This window comes from Chryseobacterium populi (genome assembly GCF_000282115.1).
GTDB classification, from domain to species: domain Bacteria; phylum Bacteroidota; class Bacteroidia; order Flavobacteriales; family Weeksellaceae; genus Chryseobacterium; species Chryseobacterium populi.
Map to the genome: position 1 here is coordinate 50363 of NZ_AKJY01000101.1, position 23204 is coordinate 73566.

Annotated in this window: 17 protein-coding genes; 12 read left to right on the forward strand and 5 right to left on the reverse strand. The window is 36.3% G+C overall.

Annotated features, from left to right (window positions below):
- Position 1: 1 nt before the first annotated feature.
- Positions 2–1126 (reverse strand): iron-sulfur cluster-binding domain-containing protein, encoded by a 1125-nt coding sequence (locus PMI13_RS18525; protein WP_007846604.1) that lies wholly within the window; start codon positions 1124–1126, stop codon positions 2–4.
- A 32-nt stretch (positions 1127–1158) separates the two neighbouring features.
- Here PMI13_RS18525 and PMI13_RS18530 point away from each other — a divergent pair, with 32 nt between their 5' ends.
- From PMI13_RS18530 to PMI13_RS18585, 10 genes are all read left to right on the forward strand, one after another.
- Positions 1159–1722, forward strand: a complete 564-nt coding sequence (locus PMI13_RS18530; RefSeq protein ID WP_007846605.1) for a TlpA family protein disulfide reductase — start codon at positions 1159–1161, stop codon at positions 1720–1722.
- A gap of 24 nt (positions 1723–1746) precedes the next feature.
- On the forward strand, positions 1747–2718 hold the full coding sequence (locus PMI13_RS18535; protein WP_007846607.1) for a FecCD family ABC transporter permease: 972 nt from the start codon (positions 1747–1749) through the stop codon (positions 2716–2718).
- Positions 2719–3220: 502 nt separating this feature from the next.
- A complete protein-coding gene (locus PMI13_RS18545; protein ID WP_007846610.1) occupies positions 3221–4144 on the forward strand; it encodes an ABC transporter ATP-binding protein in 924 nt (307 codons plus the stop codon).
- A gap of 166 nt (positions 4145–4310) precedes the next feature.
- Positions 4311–4763 carry a MarR family winged helix-turn-helix transcriptional regulator gene (locus tag PMI13_RS18550; RefSeq protein ID WP_007846612.1) on the forward strand — a complete coding sequence of 151 codons (453 nt, stop codon included), beginning with the start codon at positions 4311–4313 and terminating at the stop codon, positions 4761–4763.
- A 56-nt stretch (positions 4764–4819) separates the two neighbouring features.
- A complete protein-coding gene (locus PMI13_RS18555) occupies positions 4820–7225 on the forward strand; it encodes a 3-hydroxyacyl-CoA dehydrogenase/enoyl-CoA hydratase family protein (protein WP_007846614.1) in 2406 nt (801 codons plus the stop codon).
- A gap of 102 nt (positions 7226–7327) precedes the next feature.
- On the forward strand, positions 7328–7792 hold the full coding sequence (tnpA, locus tag PMI13_RS18560) for an IS200/IS605 family transposase (protein ID WP_007846616.1): 465 nt from the start codon (positions 7328–7330) through the stop codon (positions 7790–7792).
- Positions 7793–7895: 103 nt separating this feature from the next.
- On the forward strand, positions 7896–9074 hold the full coding sequence (locus tag PMI13_RS18565; protein WP_007846618.1) for an acetyl-CoA C-acyltransferase: 1179 nt from the start codon (positions 7896–7898) through the stop codon (positions 9072–9074).
- Between the two features lie 100 nt (positions 9075–9174).
- Entirely contained in the window at positions 9175–10950 is a 1776-nt protein-coding gene (locus tag PMI13_RS18570) for an acyl-CoA dehydrogenase family protein (protein ID WP_007846619.1), read from the forward strand.
- A gap of 198 nt (positions 10951–11148) precedes the next feature.
- The gene (locus PMI13_RS18580; RefSeq protein ID WP_007846620.1) at positions 11149–11595 is read left to right on the forward strand and encodes a hypothetical protein; all 447 of its coding nucleotides are present in this window, start codon (positions 11149–11151) and stop codon (positions 11593–11595) included.
- 8 nt (positions 11596–11603) lie between these two features.
- Positions 11604–13655, forward strand: a complete 2052-nt coding sequence (locus PMI13_RS18585; protein WP_007846622.1) for a M48 family metallopeptidase — start codon at positions 11604–11606, stop codon at positions 13653–13655.
- Here the strand turns inward: PMI13_RS18585 and PMI13_RS18590 are convergent.
- A complete protein-coding gene (locus PMI13_RS18590) occupies positions 13652–14368 on the reverse strand; it encodes a DUF2490 domain-containing protein (RefSeq protein WP_007846624.1) in 717 nt (238 codons plus the stop codon). The genes PMI13_RS18585 and PMI13_RS18590 overlap by 4 nt on opposite strands.
- Before the next feature lie 51 nt (positions 14369–14419).
- Positions 14420–16231, reverse strand: a complete 1812-nt coding sequence (locus PMI13_RS18595) for a TonB-dependent receptor plug domain-containing protein (RefSeq protein ID WP_007846627.1) — start codon at positions 16229–16231, stop codon at positions 14420–14422.
- A 575-nt stretch (positions 16232–16806) separates the two neighbouring features.
- On the opposite strand from PMI13_RS18595, the gene uvrA reads away from it, so the two are divergent.
- Positions 16807–19599: an excinuclease ABC subunit UvrA gene (uvrA, locus tag PMI13_RS18600; RefSeq protein WP_034670148.1), complete on the forward strand. Its 2793-nt coding sequence runs from the start codon at positions 16807–16809 to the stop codon at positions 19597–19599.
- A gap of 248 nt (positions 19600–19847) precedes the next feature.
- Here uvrA and PMI13_RS18605 read toward each other — a convergent pair whose 3' ends face one another.
- Positions 19848–20489 (reverse strand): NAD(P)-dependent oxidoreductase, encoded by a 642-nt coding sequence (locus tag PMI13_RS18605; RefSeq protein WP_007846630.1) that lies wholly within the window; start codon positions 20487–20489, stop codon positions 19848–19850.
- Between the two features lie 326 nt (positions 20490–20815).
- Here PMI13_RS18605 and PMI13_RS18610 point away from each other — a divergent pair, with 326 nt between their 5' ends.
- Positions 20816–21925, forward strand: a complete 1110-nt coding sequence (locus tag PMI13_RS18610) for an epoxide hydrolase family protein (protein ID WP_007846631.1) — start codon at positions 20816–20818, stop codon at positions 21923–21925.
- A 567-nt stretch (positions 21926–22492) separates the two neighbouring features.
- Here the strand turns inward: PMI13_RS18610 and PMI13_RS18615 are convergent.
- Positions 22493–23203 (reverse strand): hypothetical protein, encoded by a 711-nt coding sequence (locus tag PMI13_RS18615; protein WP_034670149.1) that lies wholly within the window; start codon positions 23201–23203, stop codon positions 22493–22495.
- Position 23204 lies beyond the last annotated feature (1 nt).

The window sequence follows — 23204 nt, forward strand, 5'->3', positions numbered from 1 at the left end:
CTCAAATAAGATCAAAGTTAAGCTTTATTTTCCTTGTTTTTGCAATAGACATACAAGCCAGTATTTTCCCCTGCTGCTCTTCTTTCTCTGTAAGATACTCATTTTCCAGCAATTCAACTTCCCCCTCTTCCAGAAGACATTCACAACTTCCACAAATCCCGGATTTACAGGAATAAGGAACAGGAAAATTCTGAACCAACAGCTGTTGGAGAATTTTTTCTTTATTGTTCGGAAACTCCGTATGATAGTCTTTTCCAAACATGGTAAATTCCACCTTTACCCCTTCAATTAAAGGAAATTCTTTTTCTATAGGATAAATGTCGTCATTATATTCTTCAAAAAGCTCAAAATGGATGTTTTTTTTCGGAATTCCGTGATGATAGCAGGCATTGGCAAGTGTTTTAATCATCTCCCCTTTTCCACAGATCAGGACTTCATCTACCGCGTCCCAGATCGTAGATTCTTCATCCGTATCATCCAGGTGCAGGACCTGATTAATAATTAAATGGAGTTTTTTTTCATCCAATCTGCCGTAAAAAAACTGATCAGCTGTTTTTTCCTGAGAAAAGAAATAAAAGATCTGTAACCTGTCGCCACATGTTCTGGCAAGGTTATCAAGCAAATCCCTGTAGATTAATTCCTCAGAATTTTTATTTCCGAAGAATAAGAACAGCCTGGTTCTCGGCTCATTGTGAAGAATATTCTTAAAATGACTTAATATAGGGGTAATTCCTATTCCGGCTGCAAAGCCAATGATCGTCCTGAATTCACTTGGCTTTGAAACCAACGTAAACCTTCCGGAAGGTTCACTTACCAATAATTCATCACCAACATTATAATTTTTAAATAATTGAAAAGTTGCTCCTTCCTGAGAAGTAACCCTTATTCCCAGACCTATTTTTTTTTCGTACGGAGCTGAAGTCATCGAATAATCATTAATGACATCTATCCCGTGAGATTGAAATTTTACACTTACAAATTGACCGGCATCAAACTTAAAATTCTCCTTCAAATTCTCAGGAATCTCAAATTCCAGAGAAAAAGTATTTTTGGTCAGTTCTTCCTTTTTCGCTATTTTTAGCCAATGAAACTGCGTCAGTTTCCCTTTATAGATTTGTTGTTCCATACTTCAATTCAAAAATAGATAAAAAAATAATTATGAAGAAGATAATTTTATCCACGCTTGTCCTGATTGCACTCTCCGCCTGCAAAAAAGAAAGCCAGAAAACAGATGATACCACTACTCCTACAGATTCAGCTTCTGTAACGGAAAATCAGGGTCTTGAAAATACAGCTTATTTTTCTCCGGAAGTTTCCCCGGAAAACGTAGGTAAATATCTTGCAACAAAAAATGACACTTTATATGTTACCAACTTTTTTGCAACCTGGTGCGGGCCTTGCATAAGAGAAATTCCTCATTTTAAGAAAAAAATAGAAGAATTAAAAGGAAAACCGGTAAAATTCACTTTCATTAATCTGGATGATCAGTCGGAATGGAATAATTCAGTGAAAAAATTCGCTGATGAAAATAACCTGGCTAAGAATATTATTTTAGTAGATGGAAAAAAGCTGGATCAGAATTTCTTTGCTTCCAATTTTAAACAGTGGGATGGCGGTTCAATTCCTTTTACCTATATGAGAAAAGGAGATAAAACCGAAGAATTTTTAGGAATGATGACCGAAGAAGAATTAGATAAAAAACTTAATTCTCTTTTAAAATAAAATTTACAGAATTCTTTCAGAATAATGTTAAATCAATTTAAAATCCTGTGTTTATTATTTTTAATCGCCATTATCATTACCGCGATTATTAATCTGAATACAGGATTTTTAAGCTTAAATATTCAGGATTTCTTTTATGATTCTGTCAATACCCAAATTGCTGAAATCCGTGTTAACAGGGTATTGGTAATGCTCTTAGCAGGAATTTCGATTCCTACGTCAGGATTCCTGATGCAGGAATATTTTCAGAATCCATTGGCCGGACCTGATATTTTAGGAATTACTTCGGTGGCAAGTTTATCAGTCGCATTTTATATTTTCTTTTCGCATAACATTCTACTTCCTGAATTTTTACAAAACAGCTTTCTAAGTTTATCTGCAATTGCGGGAAGTTTGCTTTTGATGTTGATTTTATTATCAATGTCTAATAAGTTTCAGGATAAATCTTACCTTATCATTTTCGGGTTTCTTATCTCTGCATTTGCAGGAGCTATTGTTTCCCTGCTTCAGTTTTACGCCGAAAATCAAAGCCTGAAAAACTATATTCTGTGGTCTTTCGGAGCCAACAATATGGTGACTGGAAATCAGGTTAAAGTTTTATCCATTCTCGTTTTAATCGGATTATTTATCTGTTTCAAGACCATAAAGCCCCTGATAGGAAATTCTTTAGGAAGCTCATATGCTCAAAGCCTCGGTGTGAATTTAAAACAGCTGAAACTTCTGATCATTGTAGCTTCTTCCCTTCTTTCAGCATCTGTTACCGCTTTTCTTGGGCCTATTTTATTTATTGGGATTATTGTTCCGCATTTTTGCAGACTGATCTATAATCCTGCAAAACTGTGGCAGCAATGGATATTAAATATGTTTTTAGGAATGCTGATTATGCTGCTGTTTTCAATTATAGCGGAAAAAACCCAGATCCCTTTGAATGTGATAAGTTCTATATTTGGAATTCCTGTGATTTTGATGATGCTTTTGAAACAGAATAAAGTGTAATAGTAATGTATAAAACAAACAGTCAATTCAAATTTAATGCGGATCAAGAAAATAACTCATAATATTTGAGAATAATTTTATAACTTTCTTCAGTAAGTAAAAAGGGAAAACACTCATAATGTGTCACTCTGGAGTAATCTAAACCAACTTTGCAAAGATGCTTTCAGCACGACGATCTACTAAACGCGACTTATCTAACGATAAACGAAATAATGAACATTAGAATAACACAAAAACAATTAATTACTGCACACATCATTTTGTTTGTAATAAGTTTTGCATTTCTGGAGTATTCAAAAATGTTTCGAATGAATCAGAAATTACATTGGGTTTATTCCTGGGGGCATAATTGGTGGATTATGTTTGCGTTACCTACAGCATTCCTGGGCTCACTTATTTTAGGCGGGTACACTTTACGGAAAGTCAAAAAAAATAAATTCCTATATTTATTTTTAAATTTTTTACCTGTCCTCTTATTTCTAATACTTTTCTTTTTTTAAATATGCACCTACAAATCAAACAGGCTAATATCGGCTACAATACAACATTAATTTCCAATACCAATGCAAATTTGAATCTTGGTGATGTATGTCTGCTGATTGGGAATAACGGTGTAGGGAAAACAACTTTAATCAAATCTATCCTCCATCAGATTCCTTTACTGAACGGAGAAATTTTAATTAATCATATCAATGTAAAAAATCTTTCCGTTAAAGAAATTGCTGAAAATATTGCCGTCGTTTTCTCAAAGTCAGTTGTACCGCATAATTATACGGTGGAAGATCTTATTTCATTAGGAAAGTACATTTACTACCCTTATTATTTTGAATTAAAAAAGGAAGACAAGCACGAAGTTTCGACAATAATTCAGGAACTGAAGCTAGAACAATACCAAAGCACCCTTCTCAAAAACCTTTCGGATGGAAATCTTCAGAAAGCATTTATTGGAAGGGCTTTAACCCAAAATTCCCCTATCATCATCCTTGATGAGCCAACCACCCACCTGGATGAAAAAAATAAAATTATCATCCTAAAAACACTTAGGAAACTTGCAAAGGAACAGAACAAACTGATCCTTTTTTCCTCTCACGACTGGCGTTTAGCGAAGGAATTTGCCGATAAAATATGGTATGTAAAAGATAACTGTCTTTATCCGGGAATTGTTGAGGATGTTCTCCTGCAACATGAGGAACTCACCAATACTTCTTTATTTCAGGTTAATGGAAAATTTGTTGCCCCTAAAATTTCAGCACCTGCCATTCAAAAAGAAATGCTGTATTCTTTACTTCAGAAAAACTTTCAAAAAGACTTTTCTTCTTTCAGTTTCGAGTTTCAGGATAGCTTTTGGGTTATTTCGTATCAGGATTCAAAATACCGCTGTGAATCTTTCGAAGAAATAATCAATTCTATCAAAAACATTCACTAATACAGGATTTTCTTTAATTATTTCACATACTATGCATGCATAGTATTATGCTTATCATACAATTTAATCTACTTAATATCAGGTTATTAACAATAATTTAACGTTAATAAATACTATGCATGCATAATATTTACTAAATTTGATACAAACCATTTCAAAAAAAATAATGGATAATAATAAGGATAAAATAGAAAACGTAGATTTAATTTTAAAGCAGACCTGGTTGGCTGTTTCTAAAATGTACACAGAACTTGCCCAGGAACATGATTCTACGGCTGTTCAGGCCCTTACTCTCCTTAAAATAGACCCGAAAGAAGGAACAAGAAGTACCAATCTGGGACCTAAAATGGCCATTGAGCCTACTTCTTTAACGAGAATCATCAAGCTTCTGGAAGATAACGGCTATATCTATAAGGAAAAGACCACAACAGATAAAAGAGAAGTCATTATCAAGCTTACAGATAAGGGACTAAATTCACGAAACCTTTCAAAAGAAGTGGTTGTCAACTTTAATAAGAAAGTCATGGAAAAAATTGCTCCTGAAAAAATGGAGACTTTTAAAGAAGTGATGAATGAGGTCATGAAAATTGCCAACGAATTATTAAATAACAGAAAATAAATTATAATGAAACCATATGGTTTACATATGACCTTATTAATAATAAAAATTTACATATGAAAAGAAGAATCAAACACGTAACAGTTCTTGGTTCAGGAATTATGGGAAGCGGTATAGCAGCACATTTCGCCAATATAGGCGTTGAAGTATTGCTTTTGGATATCGTTCCTTTTGAATTGACTGAAGCTGAACAGAAAAAAGGTTTGACCAAAGATGATAAAGCAGTAAGAAACAGAATTGCTGCCGAAAACTTTGAAAAACTGAAAAAAGCAAGCCCCGCTCTACTCTACTCACCTAAATTTGCAGACAGGATTAAGGTAGGAAATTTTGATGATGATTTACAGAAAATCAAAAATACAGACTGGATCATTGAAGTGGTTGTAGAAAGACTTGACATCAAAAAATCAGTTTATGAAAAAATCGAACAGTTCAGAAAACCGGGAACATTAATTTCTTCAAATACTTCCGGGATTCCTATTCATTTATTAACGGAAGGAAGAAGCGATGATTTTAAACATTATTTTGCAGGAACCCATTTCTTTAATCCTGTAAGATATCTTCCTCTTTTAGAAATCATCCCTACCCATGATACTTCTCCCGAAATTGTAGACTTCTATATGAATTACGGAGCCAAGTTCTTAGGTAAAACTACTGTTTTAGCAAAAGATACTCCTGCATTTATTGCCAACAGAATCGGGGTTTTCTCTATGATGGATTTACTTCACAATGTTCAGAAATTAGGTTTGACAGTCTCTGAAGTGGATAAATTGACAGGTCCTGTAATCGGACGACCGAAATCTGCGACATTCAGGACAGCCGATGTTGTAGGTCTCGATACCCTGGTAATGGTAGCCAACGGCGTTCGCCAAAGCGGTGCTGAAGCCAACAACTTCAATGATGTTTTTGCTCTCCCTGACTATATCCAGAAAATGATGGATAATAAATGGTTAGGTTCTAAAACCGAGCAAGGTTTCTATAAAAAAGTGAAAAATGCAGAAGGAAAGTCTGAAATTCACGGATTAAACCTTGATACATTAGAATATGAGCTTCAGGGGAAATCTTCTTTCCCAACTTTAGAATTGACAAAAAATATAGACAAGCCGATTGACAGATTCAAAGTGCTGATCGGAGGAAAAGATAAAGCCGGAGAGCTTTACAGAAAATCTCTGGGTGCATTATTCGCTTACGTTTCTCATAAAGTTCCTGAAATCTCTGAGGAGGTTTATAAAATTGATGATGCCATGAGAGCCGGTTTCGGATGGGAAAACGGACCGTTTGAAATCTGGGATGCCGTTGGAGTGGCAAAAGGGATCGAACTGGCAAAAGATGCTGGATACGAAGTGTCAGACTGGGCAAAATCCCTAGCTGAAAAAGGAGAAACTTTCTACAAGGTAAATGATGAAGGCCAAAGCATCTATTATGACAAAAATACAGGGAACTATAACAATATTCCGGGTCAGGATGCCTTTATTATTTTAGATAACATCAGAAAAAATAAAACACTCTGGAGCAATTCCGGAGCTGCCATTGAAGATTTAGGAGACGGGATTATCAACTTTGAGATTCGTTCTAAAATGAACTCTCTTGGTGGCGAAGTCCTTGACGGATTAAACAGAGCCATCGATTTGGCTGAAAAAGAATATGATGGTTTGGTAATCGGAAATCAGGGTACAAATTTCTCTGTCGGAGCAAACCTTGCCATGATCTTAATGATGGCTATCGAGCAGGATTGGGATGACCTGAATATGGCTATTGCTTATTTCCAGAAATCGATGATGAGAGTTCGTTACTCCTCTATTCCTGTAGTCGTAGCTCCTCACGGCATGACCCTTGGTGGTGGTTGCGAAATGACCATGCACGCAGACAGAGTGGTTGCTGCTGCAGAAACTTATATCGGACTTGTAGAAACCGGAGTCGGTGTAATTCCTGGCGGTGGCGGAACTAAAGAACTGACATTAAGAACTTCCAGAGAATTCCATAGTGATGATGTGAAAAACAACAGGCTTCGTGAAGCTTTCATGAATATTGCTATGGGAAAAGTAGCTACATCAGCCTATGAAGCTTACGATATGGGAATCCTTGAAAAAGGAAAAGACATTGTTTCAGTAAGCAAAAACAGACAGATTGCAGAAGCTAAAAAAGTAGCAAAATTACTGGCAGAACAAGGTTACACACAACCGATCGAGCAGAAAGTAAAAGTCTTAGGAAAAGATGCATTAGGAATGTTCTATGTAGGGACAGACCAGATGCTGACCGGAAACTTCATCTCCGAGCACGACAAGAAAATTGCCGATAAGTTGGCCAATGTAATGGTCGGCGGAAATCTTTCTGAACCAACCGTTGTGACAGAACAATACCTTCTGAACCTTGAAAGAGAAACATTCCTACAACTTTGTGGTGAGAGAAAAACTTTAGAGAGAATACAGTATATGTTACAAAACGGAAAACCTTTGAGAAATTAATAAAGGAAGCTCCGTAGGAGCAAACTGTTAATAGTTAATAGCAGAAATTTTTATTGAGCCTCGTAGAGGCGACCTGATAATATACAACCACGTTAGTTTTTTATGGCAAACACATATACACAAATTTATATACAAATTGTTTTCGCTGTCAAAGGAAGACAAAACCTGATTTCGAAAGAAAACAGAGAAGAATTGCATAAATTTATTACAGGTATTGTTTCCAATAGAAATCAAAAATTATTCGCGGTTTTTGCAATGCCTGATCATGTGCATATTCTTGTAAGTATGGGGCCAACAATTACAGTTTCGGATCTGGTTAGAGATATTAAAGCAGCTTCATCAAAATTTATTAATGAAAAAGGATGGATAAATGAAAAATTCAATTGGCAGGAAGGATACGGGGCTTTTTCCTATTCTAAAAGCAATATAGATTCCGTTGTAAAATATATCTTAAATCAAGAAGAACATCATAAAAAGAAAACATTCAAAGAAGAGTATTTAGATTTTATGTCAAAATTTGAAATCGAATATGATCCGAAATATTTATTTGAATGGATTGAAAATTAACAGGTCGCTCCTACGGAGCTCCGCAATTAACAAAAATCAAAGCTATGAACAGTTTATCTCTATGAGGAAAAAACTCTCAAATAATTTTAATTAAACAAAAAATATGAAAACAGCATATATAGTTAAGGGTTTCAGAACTGCCGTTGGAAAAGCTCCAAAAGGAAGTTTAAGATTTACAAGACCCGACGTAATGGCGGCTACAGTTATTGAAAAATTAATGGCTGAGCTTCCGCAATTGGATAAAAACAGAATTGACGACCTTATCGTAGGAAACGCAATGCCGGAAGCTGAACAGGGCTTAAATGTAGCCCGTTTGATTTCTTTAATGGGATTAAACACAGATAAAGTTCCCGGAGTTACTGTCAACAGATATTGTGCATCCGGAAGTGAGGCGATTGCCATTGCATCTGCAAAAATTCAGGCCGGAATGGCTGATTGCATCATTGCAGGAGGAACAGAGTCTATGTCTTATATTCCGATGGGTGGTTATAAACCCGTTCCGGAAACAGATATTGCAAAAACAAACCCGGATTATTACTGGGGAATGGGCTATACTGCAGAAGAAGTGGCCAAACAATATAACATTACAAGAGAAGAACAGGACCAGTTTGCTTTTGAATCTCATATGAAAGCTTTAAAAGCTAATCAGGAAGGGAAATTTGCCAGCCAGATCGTTCCGATTCCTGTAGAATATAATTTTCTGGATGAAAACCAGAAAATACAGACTAAAAAATTTGATTTTTCAGTGGATGAAGGTCCGAGAGCGGATACTTCTTTACAGGGTTTAGCTAAACTGAGGCCTGTTTTCGCCAATGGAGGAAGCGTAACAGCCGGAAACTCTTCTCAGATGAGTGATGGTGCCGCTTTCGTTATCGTAATGAGCGAAGAAATGGTGAAAGAATTAGGACTTGAACCGCAGGCAAGACTGGTAGCATATGCAGCAGCCGGACTTGAACCGAGAATCATGGGAATGGGACCGATTTATGCAATTCCAAAGGCTCTTAAACAGGCAGGTTTAGAATTAAAAGATATTGAACTGATCGAATTGAATGAAGCATTTGCCTCTCAATCTGTTGCCATCAAAAAAGAGTTAGGTTTAAATCCTGATATTTTGAATGTAAATGGAGGTGCTATCGCATTAGGCCACCCACTGGGATGTACCGGAACAAAATTAACGGTTCAGCTTCTTGATGAAATGAGGAAACGCGGAAACAAGTACGGAATGGTTTCCATGTGTGTAGGTACGGGACAGGGAGCAGCTTCGATATTTGAACTTTTATAATTGTACAATGTCGGTTGTACCAAATAAACTATTTGACAGCATATAAAGAATTAACAATACATTGTACATCATACTTTTTACAAAAAAAACAAAATAATATATGGCTACATTAAAAGGCGGCGAGTTCTTGGTAAAAGAAATTCCTGCAAATGAAATTTTCAGTATTGAGGAACTGAATGAGGAACAAAAGATGCTTCGTGATTCTGCAAAGGAATTTATCGACAGAGAGGTGGTTCCGCAAAAAGAGCGTTTTGAAAAGAAAGATTATGCATTCACTGAAGAGACTATGCGTAAACTGGGAGAAATGGGAATGCTGGGAATTGCAGTTCCTGAAGAATACGGAGGTTTGGGAATGGGATTCGTAACCACAATGCTGGCTTGCGATTATATTTCCGGGGTGACAGGTTCATTGGCCACAGCCTATGGAGCTCACACAGGAATCGGAACCCTTCCTATCGTTCTTTACGGTACTGAAGAACAAAAGAAAAAATATCTTCCGGATCTGGCTACAGGAACAAAATTCGGAGCTTATTGTCTTACAGAGCCGGATGCAGGTTCTGATGCCAACTCAGGAAAAACAAGAGCTAAACTTTCCGAAGACGGAAAACATTATATCATCAACGGCCAGAAGATGTGGATTTCCAACGCAGGCTTTGCAGATACATTCACATTATTCGCTAAAATAGATGATGATAAAAATATTACAGGCTTTGTAATCAACCGTTCCGAGCTTGAAAATCCGGGAAGCTTAACTTTCGGAGAAGAGGAACACAAATTGGGAATCCGTGCTTCTTCTACCCGTCAGGTTTTCTTTAACGATATGAAAATCCCTGTTGAAAATCTTTTGGGAGAAAGAAATAACGGATTTAAAATCGCTTTAAATGCATTAAACGTTGGCCGTATTAAATTGGCTGCTGCTTGTCTGGATGCACAGAGAAGAATTACCAACCATTCGATCCAGTATTCTAACGAAAGAAAACAGTTTGGAGTTTCAATTTCAACATTCGGGGCCATCAGAAAGAAACTTGCTGAAATGGCAACCGGAGTTTTTGTAAGTGAATCAGGATCTTACAGAGCTGCTAAAAATATTGAAGATAAGGTGAATGAATTGGTTGCCGGAGGGCTCGATCATCAGGCAGCAGAATTGAAAGGTGTTGAAGAATTTGCAGTGGAATGTTCTATTCTTAAAGTATTTGTTTCCGATCTTGCCCAGCATACAGCTGATGAAGGAATTCAGGTATACGGTGGAATGGGATTCTCTGAAGAAACACCAATGGAAGCGGCATGGAGAGATTCAAGAATTTCAAGAATCTATGAAGGAACCAATGAAATCAACAGGTTATTGTCTGTAGGAATGCTGATTAAAAGAGCAATGAAAGGTGAATTAGACCTTTTATCTCCGGCAATGGCGATCAGTAAAGAGCTGATGGGAATCCCTTCATTTGATGTTCCTGATTATTCTGCATTCATGAGTGAAGAAAAAGCAATTATCGCAAATCTTAAGAAAGTGTTCTTAATGGTTTCAGGAGCTGCACTTCAGAAATATATGACGGATATTGAAAAGCAACAGCATTTATTGCTGAATGCTTCAGAAATCCTTAACCAGATCTACATGGCGGAATCTGCTATCCTGAGAGCTGAAAAACACTTCTCTCCCGGTTCTGTGGAAGCTGCAATGGCTCAGCTAAATCTTTACAAAGCTGTTGAAAAAATCACGGTAGCCGCTAAAGAAGGGATCATTTCTTTCGCAGAAGGTGATGAGCAGAGAATGATGCTTTCAGGATTAAGAAGGTTCACAAAATATACCAATCACCCTAATGTAGTGGCGCTGACTGAAAAAATAGCAGCTCATTATATTGAAAAAGGAGCATATTAGTCTTTTAAAACATATATTTGATTTTAGAGAACGTCTCATTCTTTGAGGCGTTTTCTTTGTAAATTACCCCGGAAAACCGCTTCCGGAGCTTCTGTATCAGCTGAAACAATTTCTTAACATACATATGAAAATAAAATCGGTTTAAATGCATCAGAGTTTTGAAGCATTTTTTATTTTTGTAATCTATTTTCTGAGAAAATGACAAAAGAAGAATTACTACATAAAGCAATTAAAATTGCAGATAAAGCACATAAAGGCCAGACAGACAAATACCATGCTCCTTATATTGCCCATGTTATGCGTGTGATGGAATACGGTAAGACCATAGATGAAAAAATTGTAGGAGTTTTACACGACGTTGTAGAAGATCATCCTGCAGAGTTCAGCCTGGAATATTTAAGAACTGAAGGTTTCCCTGAATATATTCTATTTGCTGTGAGCTGCCTTACCAAATTTGATCCGGAAGAAGACTATGATGATTTTGTAAGAAGGACCGAAAGATCTCCGTTGGCTGTAGCCGTAAAACTGAATGACCTTCGTGACAATATGGATCTGAGAAGGGTAAACCGCGAGCTTACTCCCAAAGACATTAAAAGATTTAATAAATACCTTAAAGCCTATCATTACCTGATAGAAAAATATTAATAAAACAAATGACTGATAACCTACCTAAAATCTCATCAGCTTACAAAACTAAGCTGACATCTGCTATTATATCTGTTTCAATATTTTTCCTGCTCTATTTTGTCTTAATCCTTGTCTCTCTCCTGCTGATTTTCTTATTAGGCTACGGAGCGATCAAGATTTTAATGATTAAATTAGGATATTTTAGCTTTATTGCTGCAATCGGCCTGTTCAGCATCGGTATTTTTGTATTTATTTTTTTAGTGAAATTTATTTTCTCCAAAAATCATTACAGCACAAGGCATCTGATAGAAATCACACCTAAACATCAACCCGAACTGTTCGCGATTATTGACGAAATTGTTTCAGAAACAAAAGTACAGAAACCGAAAAAAGTATTTCTTTCCCCTGACGTTAATGCAAGTGTAAGCTACAATTCCGTATTCTGGAGCATGTTTCTGCCCGTAAAGAAAAACCTTACGATCGGAATGGGCCTGATCAATTCTACAAGTGTTGGTGAACTGAAAAGTATTTTAGCCCATGAATTCGGACATTTTTCACAACGAAGCATGAAAGTCGGCGGCTACGTTAGTCAGGCTGAGAAAATTATCTTTGAAACCGTTTACAATAATAAAGATTATGAAAACTTTATATTAAACGGTACCGGGTATGCAGCATTTAAATTCTTCGGAATGATCTCAGTGGGTTTTATTAATGTATTTCAATATATTTTAAAGAGTGTTTCCAATTTTTTATTCAAAAACCATGCATCTCTGCAAAGGGAAATGGAATATCACGCCGATGCCATTGCCACCTTTATTACCAATCCTAAGGAACAGGCCTCTTCCCTTCTGAGATTAGAATTAAGCGATGCTGCATTCAACTACTCTTTTAATTTCTATATCAGTAGTGAACAAAAGTACCTGCCGGAAAACCTTTATAAAAACCAGGCTGCATTAATGAAAATTTTTAGCGAAAGAAATAATCATCCTTATGAAAATGGCCTGCCTAAAGTAGATGTAGAAGATTTAAAACGTTACAATAAAACCAAGATTGAAATTGAAGATCAATGGTCTTCTCATCCGGAAGTAGCCAAAAGAGTGGAGATGATCTGGAAAAACACAACTCAAAACTGTCCGGAAAATCATGAACTTGCTAAAAACATCATTCGCGGATTTGATGAGATATGTAAATCTTTAACAAGCAAATACCTTACTTTACACAGCATTAAAAATGTGGGTGAAGTTATTGAGGATAACGACAAATTCCTGGCACTTTATAATGAAAAATATCCATATTATGAGATGGACAGCAAATTTAATGGCTATTACGAAAGGCATAATCCGATCCTCGAAAATGTGGAATCTTTAATCAACAAGTCTGATTCTCACGGATTAGCTGACTGTTTCAGTGATAAAAAAGTGTCATTGGTCTATGAAAAAGTAGGTATTGAAAACGATCTGCTAACGTTAAATCAGCTTGTAGCCAACCCTAAAGTACTGAAAACATTTAAGTACAATGGAAAACTGTATAAAGGAAATGAAGCTGAAATTTTACTTCCGAGGGTCACAAAAGAGCTTGAAACAGTAAAAGCTGAACTAGAGGAAAATGATCAGGAGATATTTCAGTATTTCTACAATAAAGCAGATGATCAGAATAAAGAAATCCTCCTTAATAAATACAAAAAAATTGCTGTAATAGACCGTGAATACGATGAGTTTAATCAATCGATCAATCAGTTTATCACTCACCTGCAATTCATGACTGTTCAGCTGCCTTTTGAGGAAATCAGAAAACACAGGGCAACACTGCTGAGCCAGGAAAAACCTTTTAAACAAAAATTAAATGAATTTATAGAAACTTCCGGCTATAAAGACTTATTATCAGAAGAGCATAAAAATCAGCTGAAGCCTTTTATTAATTCGGAATATATCTATTTTAATAATGACCGTTACCTTCAGACAGAAGTGGATTCCGTATTTTCTTTGGTCAATGAATACCAGGTTATTCTTAATAAAACGTATACCGATTTCAAACTGGAATTATTGGATTTTCAGGCGGGTTTAGATAAAGCATCTTAATCCGCTCCCGGGAAATCGTAGGTTTTGGTATGATGACCTGTCCCGTCGATATTGATGTTTAAAGCCAAATAAATGAAATGCAGATTCTTGTTGCCTGTAGCCTCAAATTCCCTTTGCCATAAATATCCGGAAACAATCCCGAAATAATCATCGATCTGATAACCGAAGCCTCCATACACCCTGTTTCTTGCAAACGTAGGTTTCATAGGACTTACAAAGAATACTTCATCGTAGGCATTCGCGAAAACAGTTCCTTTTTTTACTTCTTTTGCATTTAACGGAACACTTACATTGAGACGGTAACGGTAACGCATTCTCTGGGAGCTTTTATCAGTTTTAGGCTCATAAAACCAGCTCTTTTCTATACGGAAACGGTTTTCAAATTTTACAATGCCTTTCTTAATATCGATAATGTCCTGAAGCCAGACCCTGAACTCTTCCCTGCTTAAGCTATGCTCTTTGTAATTGACATATCTTCCGAGACCTACAAAAGGTTTATGGTTTTTCGTAAGATTATATCCCAGTCCTCCTTTGATCTCATAATAATCGGGATAGGTGTATTCTTCATTCCCTCTCAGCTGCCCTTCTGCATAAACGAAAAATTTCGGATGAAACTTATAGGTGAGGGTCACTGCATTGAAGCTGGAAATATGTTCCTGTGCTTTAAAAAATGTAGCACTTAAAAGTAAACCGAGACCTAAAAACAGTTTCATTTAAAAAATTTTTGCAAAAATATAATATTTAACAGTCCGGTAATATTAAGTTTACTTAATATTAACATTATAAGAAAAACCTATATGAAACCATCTGTTAGGCATCTGAACTCCAAAAGTTTCCGTATATTTCGTATTGGTAACATTGGTAATTAAAGCGTAAACAGAAAAATCTTTTTTAACGAAACTTAATTTTTCATCCAGTAAATTATAGCTGCCCAGATTTACTCTTTCGTTATACCTGTATACCAGTTCATTAGTAAAATACTTTAAAAATCCGGTTTCCAGTTTGGCGACTACCTGATGTTTTAAGTTGTCCAGAACATACCTTGAAACAAATTCATTCAATTGATTAAATTGGGTATCGAGATAAGTATATCCTGCTGAATATTTCAACCAGCTTAGTACTCTGTGATTCAATTCAAATTCAAATCCTTTAGTATCTATTTCTCCTACATTCTGAGCATACCAGACGGGATCCTCAAGAGACTTTTTCACCCAGTCAATGGAATTGTTGGAATTCTTCATAAATCCACTGATTTTGGCCAATAATTCTTTATTCTGGTACTGGTATCCGATCTCGGTAGAAACTGCATTTTCAGGAATCAGGTCCGGGTTTCCCTGTTCTGTTTTACTTACATAATACAAATCTGTAAAAGTGGGAACTCTGTGAACTCTTGCGATATTTCCATACACTTTATGATTTGGATCAAAATTATACCCTACATCCAATCCCGGATAAAAGAAATTCCCTTCTTTGGAATAATTGGCCCATGAAATTCCGGGTGTAATATTCAGTTTTTTATCCAGTAAGGAAAAATGATGTTCAAAGAAAACCTGCGATACAAAACGGTTCCTGTTCCCTAAATTATTACTTGCCAGCAACTCTTTTCTAAGTTCAACTCCTACGCCGGTTGTACCTAATCTCCACTGATAGCTTGAATTTACTTCTCCACCTGCATTATTTCCGATATGCATATTCCTGTAAATTTCCGGCTTTTCACGGTTGAATAAATACATATCCTGCCCTCTTCTCCAGTAAATATTGGAATTCAGCTTTAATTTCCCGAAGGTCTGCTGATGCGCCAAACTTATAACAGAAGCCTGTGTTTCCTCATACTGTTCTGTAGCTTTTGGAGAAGAATAGAACCCATTGGCCCCGAATTTCTTTTCTGAAAAACCGGCCTGTAAACGGATATCTCCGTCTTTTATATTCAATTTACCCTGGTAAAATACATTCCTGATTTCATAATCCGTATTATGCATATAGCCTTGTGAAGTCGCGGAATTAGCCTGAAGAGAGTTTGAAAATTGGTCGTTTCCCAACTGGGCATTGAATCCGAAGCCATATGTTTCATAATCACCACCTTCAGCACTTATTTTCACCCTTTTCCCGGGATTGGTTTTCGTGATCACGTTGATTACCCCTGCGTAAGCATTCTGCCCGAATCTTCTCGCTGCCGGCCCTTTTACAATCTCAATTCTTTCCACTTCATCAAGATCTACAGGAAGGTTTAAAGAATTATGCCCTGTTTGGGAGTCATTCATTCTGATCCCGTTTAAAAGAAGCAATACCTGCTCAAAAGAACTTCCCCTGAAACCTATATCACTCTGTACTCCGTTGGCCCCCCGCCTTCTGATATCCATTCCGGGAACCTGCTGTAAAATTTCGTCGATACTTTTCGCCGGCGAATTGGCAATGTCTTCCTTTGTAATGACTGTAATATTCTGATTGGCATTTTTGTAAGGCGTAGCAATAAATTTACCCTGAACCTCAATGACATCAATATCCGCAGTCTTTTCCTGAGCCTGAACCACCAGTATGGTTCCAAGAAAAACAGCAGTTCCCAGCTTTTTTATCATGTTCTTTCGTTTAGATTTTAAGATTTCTTTAAGATGGTCCAAAAATAGAGGTCTTAAGTAAGACTGGCAATGATTGTTGTCATAAAAAAGATGCAGGTAAAACTGCATCTTTTTTTGAGGGTAATTTTTATCTTTTTCTCATTAAATGTGTAACAAGATCTCTGAATAATTTTCTCATTTTCTTTATTACATATTTAGATGTACAATTTTAAAAAATTTCAAAATACAAAACAATAGTAAAACGAAAAAATCTAACAAAAATCACAAAAACTTGCAAAAAAGATGCCATAAAAGAAATATTACAATCTTTTAACAACCTCAATTGGGAAATTTTCCGCTATGAAAAGGATCTGGATAAGTTAAGAACATACAATAACAACTTATAAACCAATTAATTAATTTATCCGCTCTGTCATTTCTTACAATAGACTTAATGAGCATACAATAAATTTCTTAGTTTTTTATGGTCTAAAAATATTAACAGTTATTTATATAGAATTTTTAAATAGAAACCTCTATAATATAATTAAAAAAATCCGTCAAAAATTCGTAATTTCGTGAGTCTTAATTTTACTATGGCTTCAATTACAGAAATAGATATAAAGAAACAGGTTTTTGTTAAAAATGCACACCTTAACAACCTGAAACACATCGATGTATTAATCCCGAAAAATAAGCTGATTGTCATCACAGGAGTATCCGGGAGCGGAAAGTCATCCCTCGCTTTTGATACTATTTATGCTGAGGGACAAAGAAGATATGTAGAAAGTCTGAGCTCTTATGCCCGCCAGTTTTTAGGGAAACTTGAAAAACCGAAAGTAGATGATATTAAGGGGCTTGCCCCTTCCATTGCGATTCAGCAGAAGGTAATTTCTTCAAATCCGCGATCCACAGTGGGAACGTCGACGGAAATTTATGATTATCTGAAACTTTTATTTGCACGGATTGGAAAAACCTATTCTCCGGTATCAGGTGAAGAAGTGAAAAAAGATTCGGTTTCTGATGTTGTAGATTACATCAAAGCATCAAAAAAAGAAATTTCTTTCCTCTTGACAGCACCGTTGGATTATGATCCTGTCAACTTTAACGAAACCCTGAATGTTCTTAAGCTGGCAGGTTTTACCAGACTTGAAATCAATGGAAATGTTGCAGGAATTGAAGACCTGGAAAGCTTCGGATTTACCCCTGAAAAAGGAATGACCATCAATCTTGTGATCGACCGTTTTTCTTACGAAGAAGATGAGAGTTTCCTTCAGAGGCTGGCAGATTCAATTCAAATGGCTTTTTATGAAGGCCGTGGATATTGTACCCTTAAAAATGCAGATACGGGAGAAGCTAAAGAATTTTCAAATAAATTTGAACTGGACGGAATTGAATTCCTTGAACCTAATGTTCATTTTTTCAGCTTTAACAATCCTTATGGAGCCTGCCCTACCTGTGAAGGCTACGGAAAAGTGATCGGAATTGATGAAGATCTTGTCATTCCGAATAAAACCCTGTCTGTTTACGAAGATGCCGTGGTTTCATGGCGGGGAGAAAGCATGAGCGAATGGAAAAAAGATTTCATTAAAAAAGCTGGTGATTTTCCTATTCATAAGCCTTATCATCAGCTATCCAAAGAACAGAAAAACTATTTATGGAAAGGTGACGGTAAAAACAGCTTCCCATCCATTAATAATTTCTTCAAAATGCTTGAGGAAAACTTATATAAAATCCAGTATCGTGTGATGCTTTCCCGCTACAGAGGAAAAACCCTTTGCCCTACTTGTGAAGGACTTCGTTTACGTGAGGAAACTACATGGGTGAAAATTGACGGACACAATATCCAGTCTATGATTGAGCTTCCGCTTGATGAACTTTTCCCGTTAATGAACGGGTTAAAGCTTTCAGAACATGACCGGGAAGTTGCTAAAAGGCTATTGTATGAAATCACTACCCGGCTTGAGTTTTTACTGAAGGTAGGTTTAGGATATTTAACGTTAAACCGAACTTCAAATACGCTTTCCGGCGGTGAAAGCCAGAGAATCAACCTGGCAACCAGTTTGGGAAGTTCATTAGTAGGTTCTATCTATATTCTGGATGAGCCATCAATAGGTTTACACTCCAGAGATACTGAAAACCTGATTGAAGTTTTAAAAAATCTTCGTGACCTTGGAAATACCGTCATTGTTGTTGAACATGATGAAGATGTAATGAAAGCTGCAGATTATATTATTGATATTGGTCCGGAAGCCGGATATCTTGGCGGTGAACTGGTTTTTGCAGGGGATTACAAAGAACTGAAAAATGCAGATACGCTTACTTCTAAATATCTGACCGGAAGACTGGAAATTGAAGTTCCGGCAAAGCGGAGGAAAGCTAAAGAATGGATTCACATTAAAGGAGCCCGTCAGAATAATCTTAAAAATATAGATGTAGATGTCCCGCTTGAAAACCTGGTTGTTATTTCAGGAGTTTCAGGAAGTGGAAAATCTACTTTGATGAAAGAAATCCTGACCAACGATATCCAGATTCAGTTGGGAATGGGCGGAAAAAAAGGCGATTATGATGCGGTGGAATTTCCTAAAAAGCTGATCAAGAACATCGAATTGATCGACCAGAATCCTATCGGAAAATCTTCGCGCTCAAATCCTGTTACTTACCTTAAAGCATATGACGATATAAGAGATTTATTTGCCAAGCAGAAGATCTCAAAAATGATGGGCTATAAGCCTAAGCATTTCTCATTCAACGTAGATGGCGGAAGATGTGATGAATGTAAAGGCGAAGGAGTAATCAATGTTTCAATGCAGTTTATGGCTGATATAGAACTTGAATGTGAAGTATGCAAAGGAACCCGTTTTAAAAACGAAATCCTTGAGGTGAAATTCGATGAGAAAAATATTTCCGACATTCTTCATATGACGGTTGATGAATCCTTGGCGTTTTTTAAAGATAATAATGAAGAAAAGATTGTTACAAAATTAAAGCCTCTGCAGGAAGTGGGGCTTGGATATTTACAGTTGGGGCAAAGTTCCTCTACCCTTTCAGGTGGTGAAGCTCAGCGTGTGAAACTGGCTTCATTTCTTGTAAAAGGAGTTACTACAGATAAAACCCTATTTATTTTTGATGAGCCTTCTACAGGGCTACACTTCCATGATATCCAAAAACTACTGAAGTCGCTTCAGGCACTGATTGACCTGGGACATTCTGTGATCGTTATTGAACACCAGCCGGATATTATCAAATCTGCTGACTACATTATTGATATTGGCCCCGAAGCCGGAAAACACGGTGGTGAGGTCGTTTTTACTGGAACTCCCGAAGAACTGGCAAAGAATAAAAAATCTCATACAGCCAGATATATTAAAGAAAAGCTGGAAAACTAAATATAAACAGAGAGTCAAAATTGACTCTCTGTTCTTTTTAATAAAGCAATTAATTTTATCGCAATGCAAGACAAAGACTTTAGAAAATATGTCTATTGAAAGTAAAACAAGGCCGCTTCGATTATTTTTGAAATACAGTGGTAAAATTTGTATTACTTACTAAGTTTACACCATTGTTTAACTGTTAACTAAACATTTAATGCATTCTTTGTTTAACCTTTCGTTTTATAATAAAATTCATCATTGGGTTAATCGAATTTATTATACAAAAATGGGCTTTTCCCGATGTAGGTTTCATCATCGATCTGTAGAGCTAAAAATTCAGCCAGATCTGTAACACTGATATTTTCTCCTTTACAGTCTTTAAGATCTGCTTCCGTATTAAAATTTTCATTGGTAAGATTAATTAAAGGAAGCCGTACTAAGGTCCAGTCCAGATTGCTTTTAGTCAGAAGCTCATATTCTCTTTGCTTGTCAGAAGTTGTTTCAGGGTAATTCTGATGCATCCAGTCAGTGGCTATTTTCACTTTAACATTTTTAGAATCAAATGGAGTATTCACGCTTAATCCTGTGGTTACAATATACCTTTTTATTCCATTCAGATTCATTGCCTTGATGATATTTCCGGTTGCATCGCTGAATATAGATTTTTCGTCTTCCGGTTGTCCTAAAGTACTCATGACAAGCGCACAGCCTGTAACCAGACTGTTGATCGAATTATAATCTCTGGCATCTCCTTCTATCACTTCAATCAGTGGATTCTTATCCGTAAAATTTTCAGGGTTTCTTAATAATAATCTGATCGGATAGTTTTTATTCAGAAGGTTTTGAACAAGATATCTTCCTGATTTTCCTGTTCCGCCGATAACGGCAATTGTATTTGTTTTCATAATGTTCTCTTTATAATTGTGAAATCAGCCGAGATTTTTCAGCTTAAAATAATAGCTAATCTTCTGGGTTCATGAATTTTGAACCTTAGATTTCAGGCTATAGAATGATGCCTGAGTTGGGGATACTATTTATAAAGAGATTTTAATGGTGTAAATGTAAACATTATTTAAAAGCTGAACAAGAATATAAAAACAGGATTCATATCTTATTGTTTATGAGCAATATAATTGTATTATATTTGTTGGTACCACAAAAGTAAATCACTACGATTCGATTAGACACCAACAGATTCACTTTATTTTAACCCAACCTAAATTTAAATAATATGAAACCATTTACCGTAAACATTTCTGAAGAAGTTATCAGTGATCTTAAAAACCGTATTCAAAGTACACGATGGCCCGGAGAGCCTGAAGGTTCTGACTGGCATTTCGGAACCAGTGAAAAATACCTGAAAAACCTGACCGATTACTGGTTGAATGAATATGACTGGAAAAAATATGAAGAACAATTGAATCAGTATCCTCAATACCTGGCTGATGTGGATGGAATTCAGATTCATTTCCAGCATATAAAAGGAAAAGGAAAAAGTTCTAAACCATTGATTTTAACCCATGGCTGGCCGGATAGTTTTTACCGTTTTCATAAAATTATCCACCTTCTTACTGATGGGGACCAGAGTTTTGACCTGATTATCCCTTCTATTCCGGGGTTTGGTTTTTCCGGTAAAGCTGCTGTGAGCAGTGAGGCTGTTGCCGATTTATGGGTTACATTAATGACTGAAACTTTAGGCTATAAAAAATTTTATGCGGCCGGTGGTGATGTTGGTATGAGCGTTACCAAAGCTCTGGCTTCAAAATATCCGGACATTGTAGAAGCTGTTCATTTTACAGATATTGGTTATCCTATGGGACAGGAAGACCCGAACAGCATGACCGAAGAAGAGAAAAACTTTGCACAGTTTGTACAGCAATGGTGGTATTCTGAAGGAGCCTATGCAATGATTCATTCTACAAAACCACAGTCTTTAGCGTATGCACTCAATGATTCACCGGTTGGATTAGCTGCCTGGATTCTGAGTTTTGGAAATGCCGGTGCTCCTCCTGAATTAATTGAAGAAGCTTTCGGTGGAAAAGATGAATTGCTGACTAATATTATGATTTATTGGGTCACACAAACCATAAGCTCGTCGATGAGAATGTATAAAATGGATGCGATTGCTCAATGGGGCGGCTCTCAACCTTTGCAAAAAACCAGTGTTCCTGCCGGACTTGCCGTATTTCCACGCGAAGCTCAGTTCCCACGTGAATGGGCAGAGCGCTTTGTGAATGTCGTCAGTTTTAAAAAAATGGAATCGGGAGGCCACTTTGCAGCACTGGAAGTACCTCAGATTTTCGCGGATGAACTGCTGTCTTTCTTTTATTCTCTGGAATAAAAACAGCATAAAGAAGGCAGGTTAATTTCAAGCTACGGACTTATCCACAAAAAAATGTGGATAACTTGTGAATTTTAACATTTAATTGATGTTTTGTATTAAAATTATTCCTACATTTACTATGTAATAAAACTGAAATGAAATCGTTTTTTGCTTTTTTCAGCTTTGAAATTGCAATTAAATTTGAAATAAAAATTTAAGCACAGCATTGTCGGCTGTGCTTTTTTGTTGTTGTCTAATTAAAAAAATGAGATGTTTTTATCTACTGAATCCGCTTCTAAAGAGCGGATTCTTTTATTGACAGCATTTCAAAATAAAATTTTGAACCATTAAGATATTTAAGATCAACTAAGGTTATATCATTCTCATTTTCAAACTCGATGATTTCTGAAAATCAAACTGTTCTTACCACTCATTGGTCCTTAATGATTCAATAATTCAAACAATTTCACCCCCATTGTATTTCAAAAATAAGCGAAGCGGCTTTGTTTATCTTAAAAATCCAATAAGCTTACTAATTCTTTGTATACCCTTGCGTTAAAATTCAATTCCATTTTTGACATACTACTATTCTCTTTCAAATTTTTTCAAAGTTCCGTTTTGATTCAATTCAATGGAATAACGCTCCCTGCTTCCGTTAATACTTGCCGGAGACCATCGCAGATTATTATCCCAGACTGAAATATAAATACCGGTAATGGGTTCTGCCCCTTCAATCTGCTTTATTTTCTCATTATAAACAGATGCTGCTTTAGCCACATTTGTAAAGCTTATTTTCTGTAAAGAAATCAGTCTGCTCCGGATATTGTCTTTTACTGATAATTGTTCCGGATCAGACCAGGTTTCATTCTCGTATACATAATTATCTATATATTCAGGATTTTGGGGATGCTGTAGCATGACCCTGATTTTTCCTTCATTATAAAAATGGATGGAAGAGTAAATAAAAATTTCTTTTCCTAAATACTGAGGAAGCTTTTTTAAGGCCTCCTCAGCTCTGTTTAATTTCTTTTCATTGGTTAGAAAATCAGTGTTTTTACCCTCTATATATTGAACGTGTGCTTTGGTGTGCTTTTCAAGGACGGTTTCAACTAAGCGTTGAGCATCTTCTATTTGCCGCTCTACGGCTGCATCATATGGAACCGGATCTGGTATTTGCTGTTTTTCGACAGCTATGGTATCAACCTTGGGTTGAAAGGTATCTTTAATGCTTTTTGAAACCTGCTCACAGCCGGTAAAAAGAAAAAAGCAGATCATTATAGCAACTGGTTTTTTCATG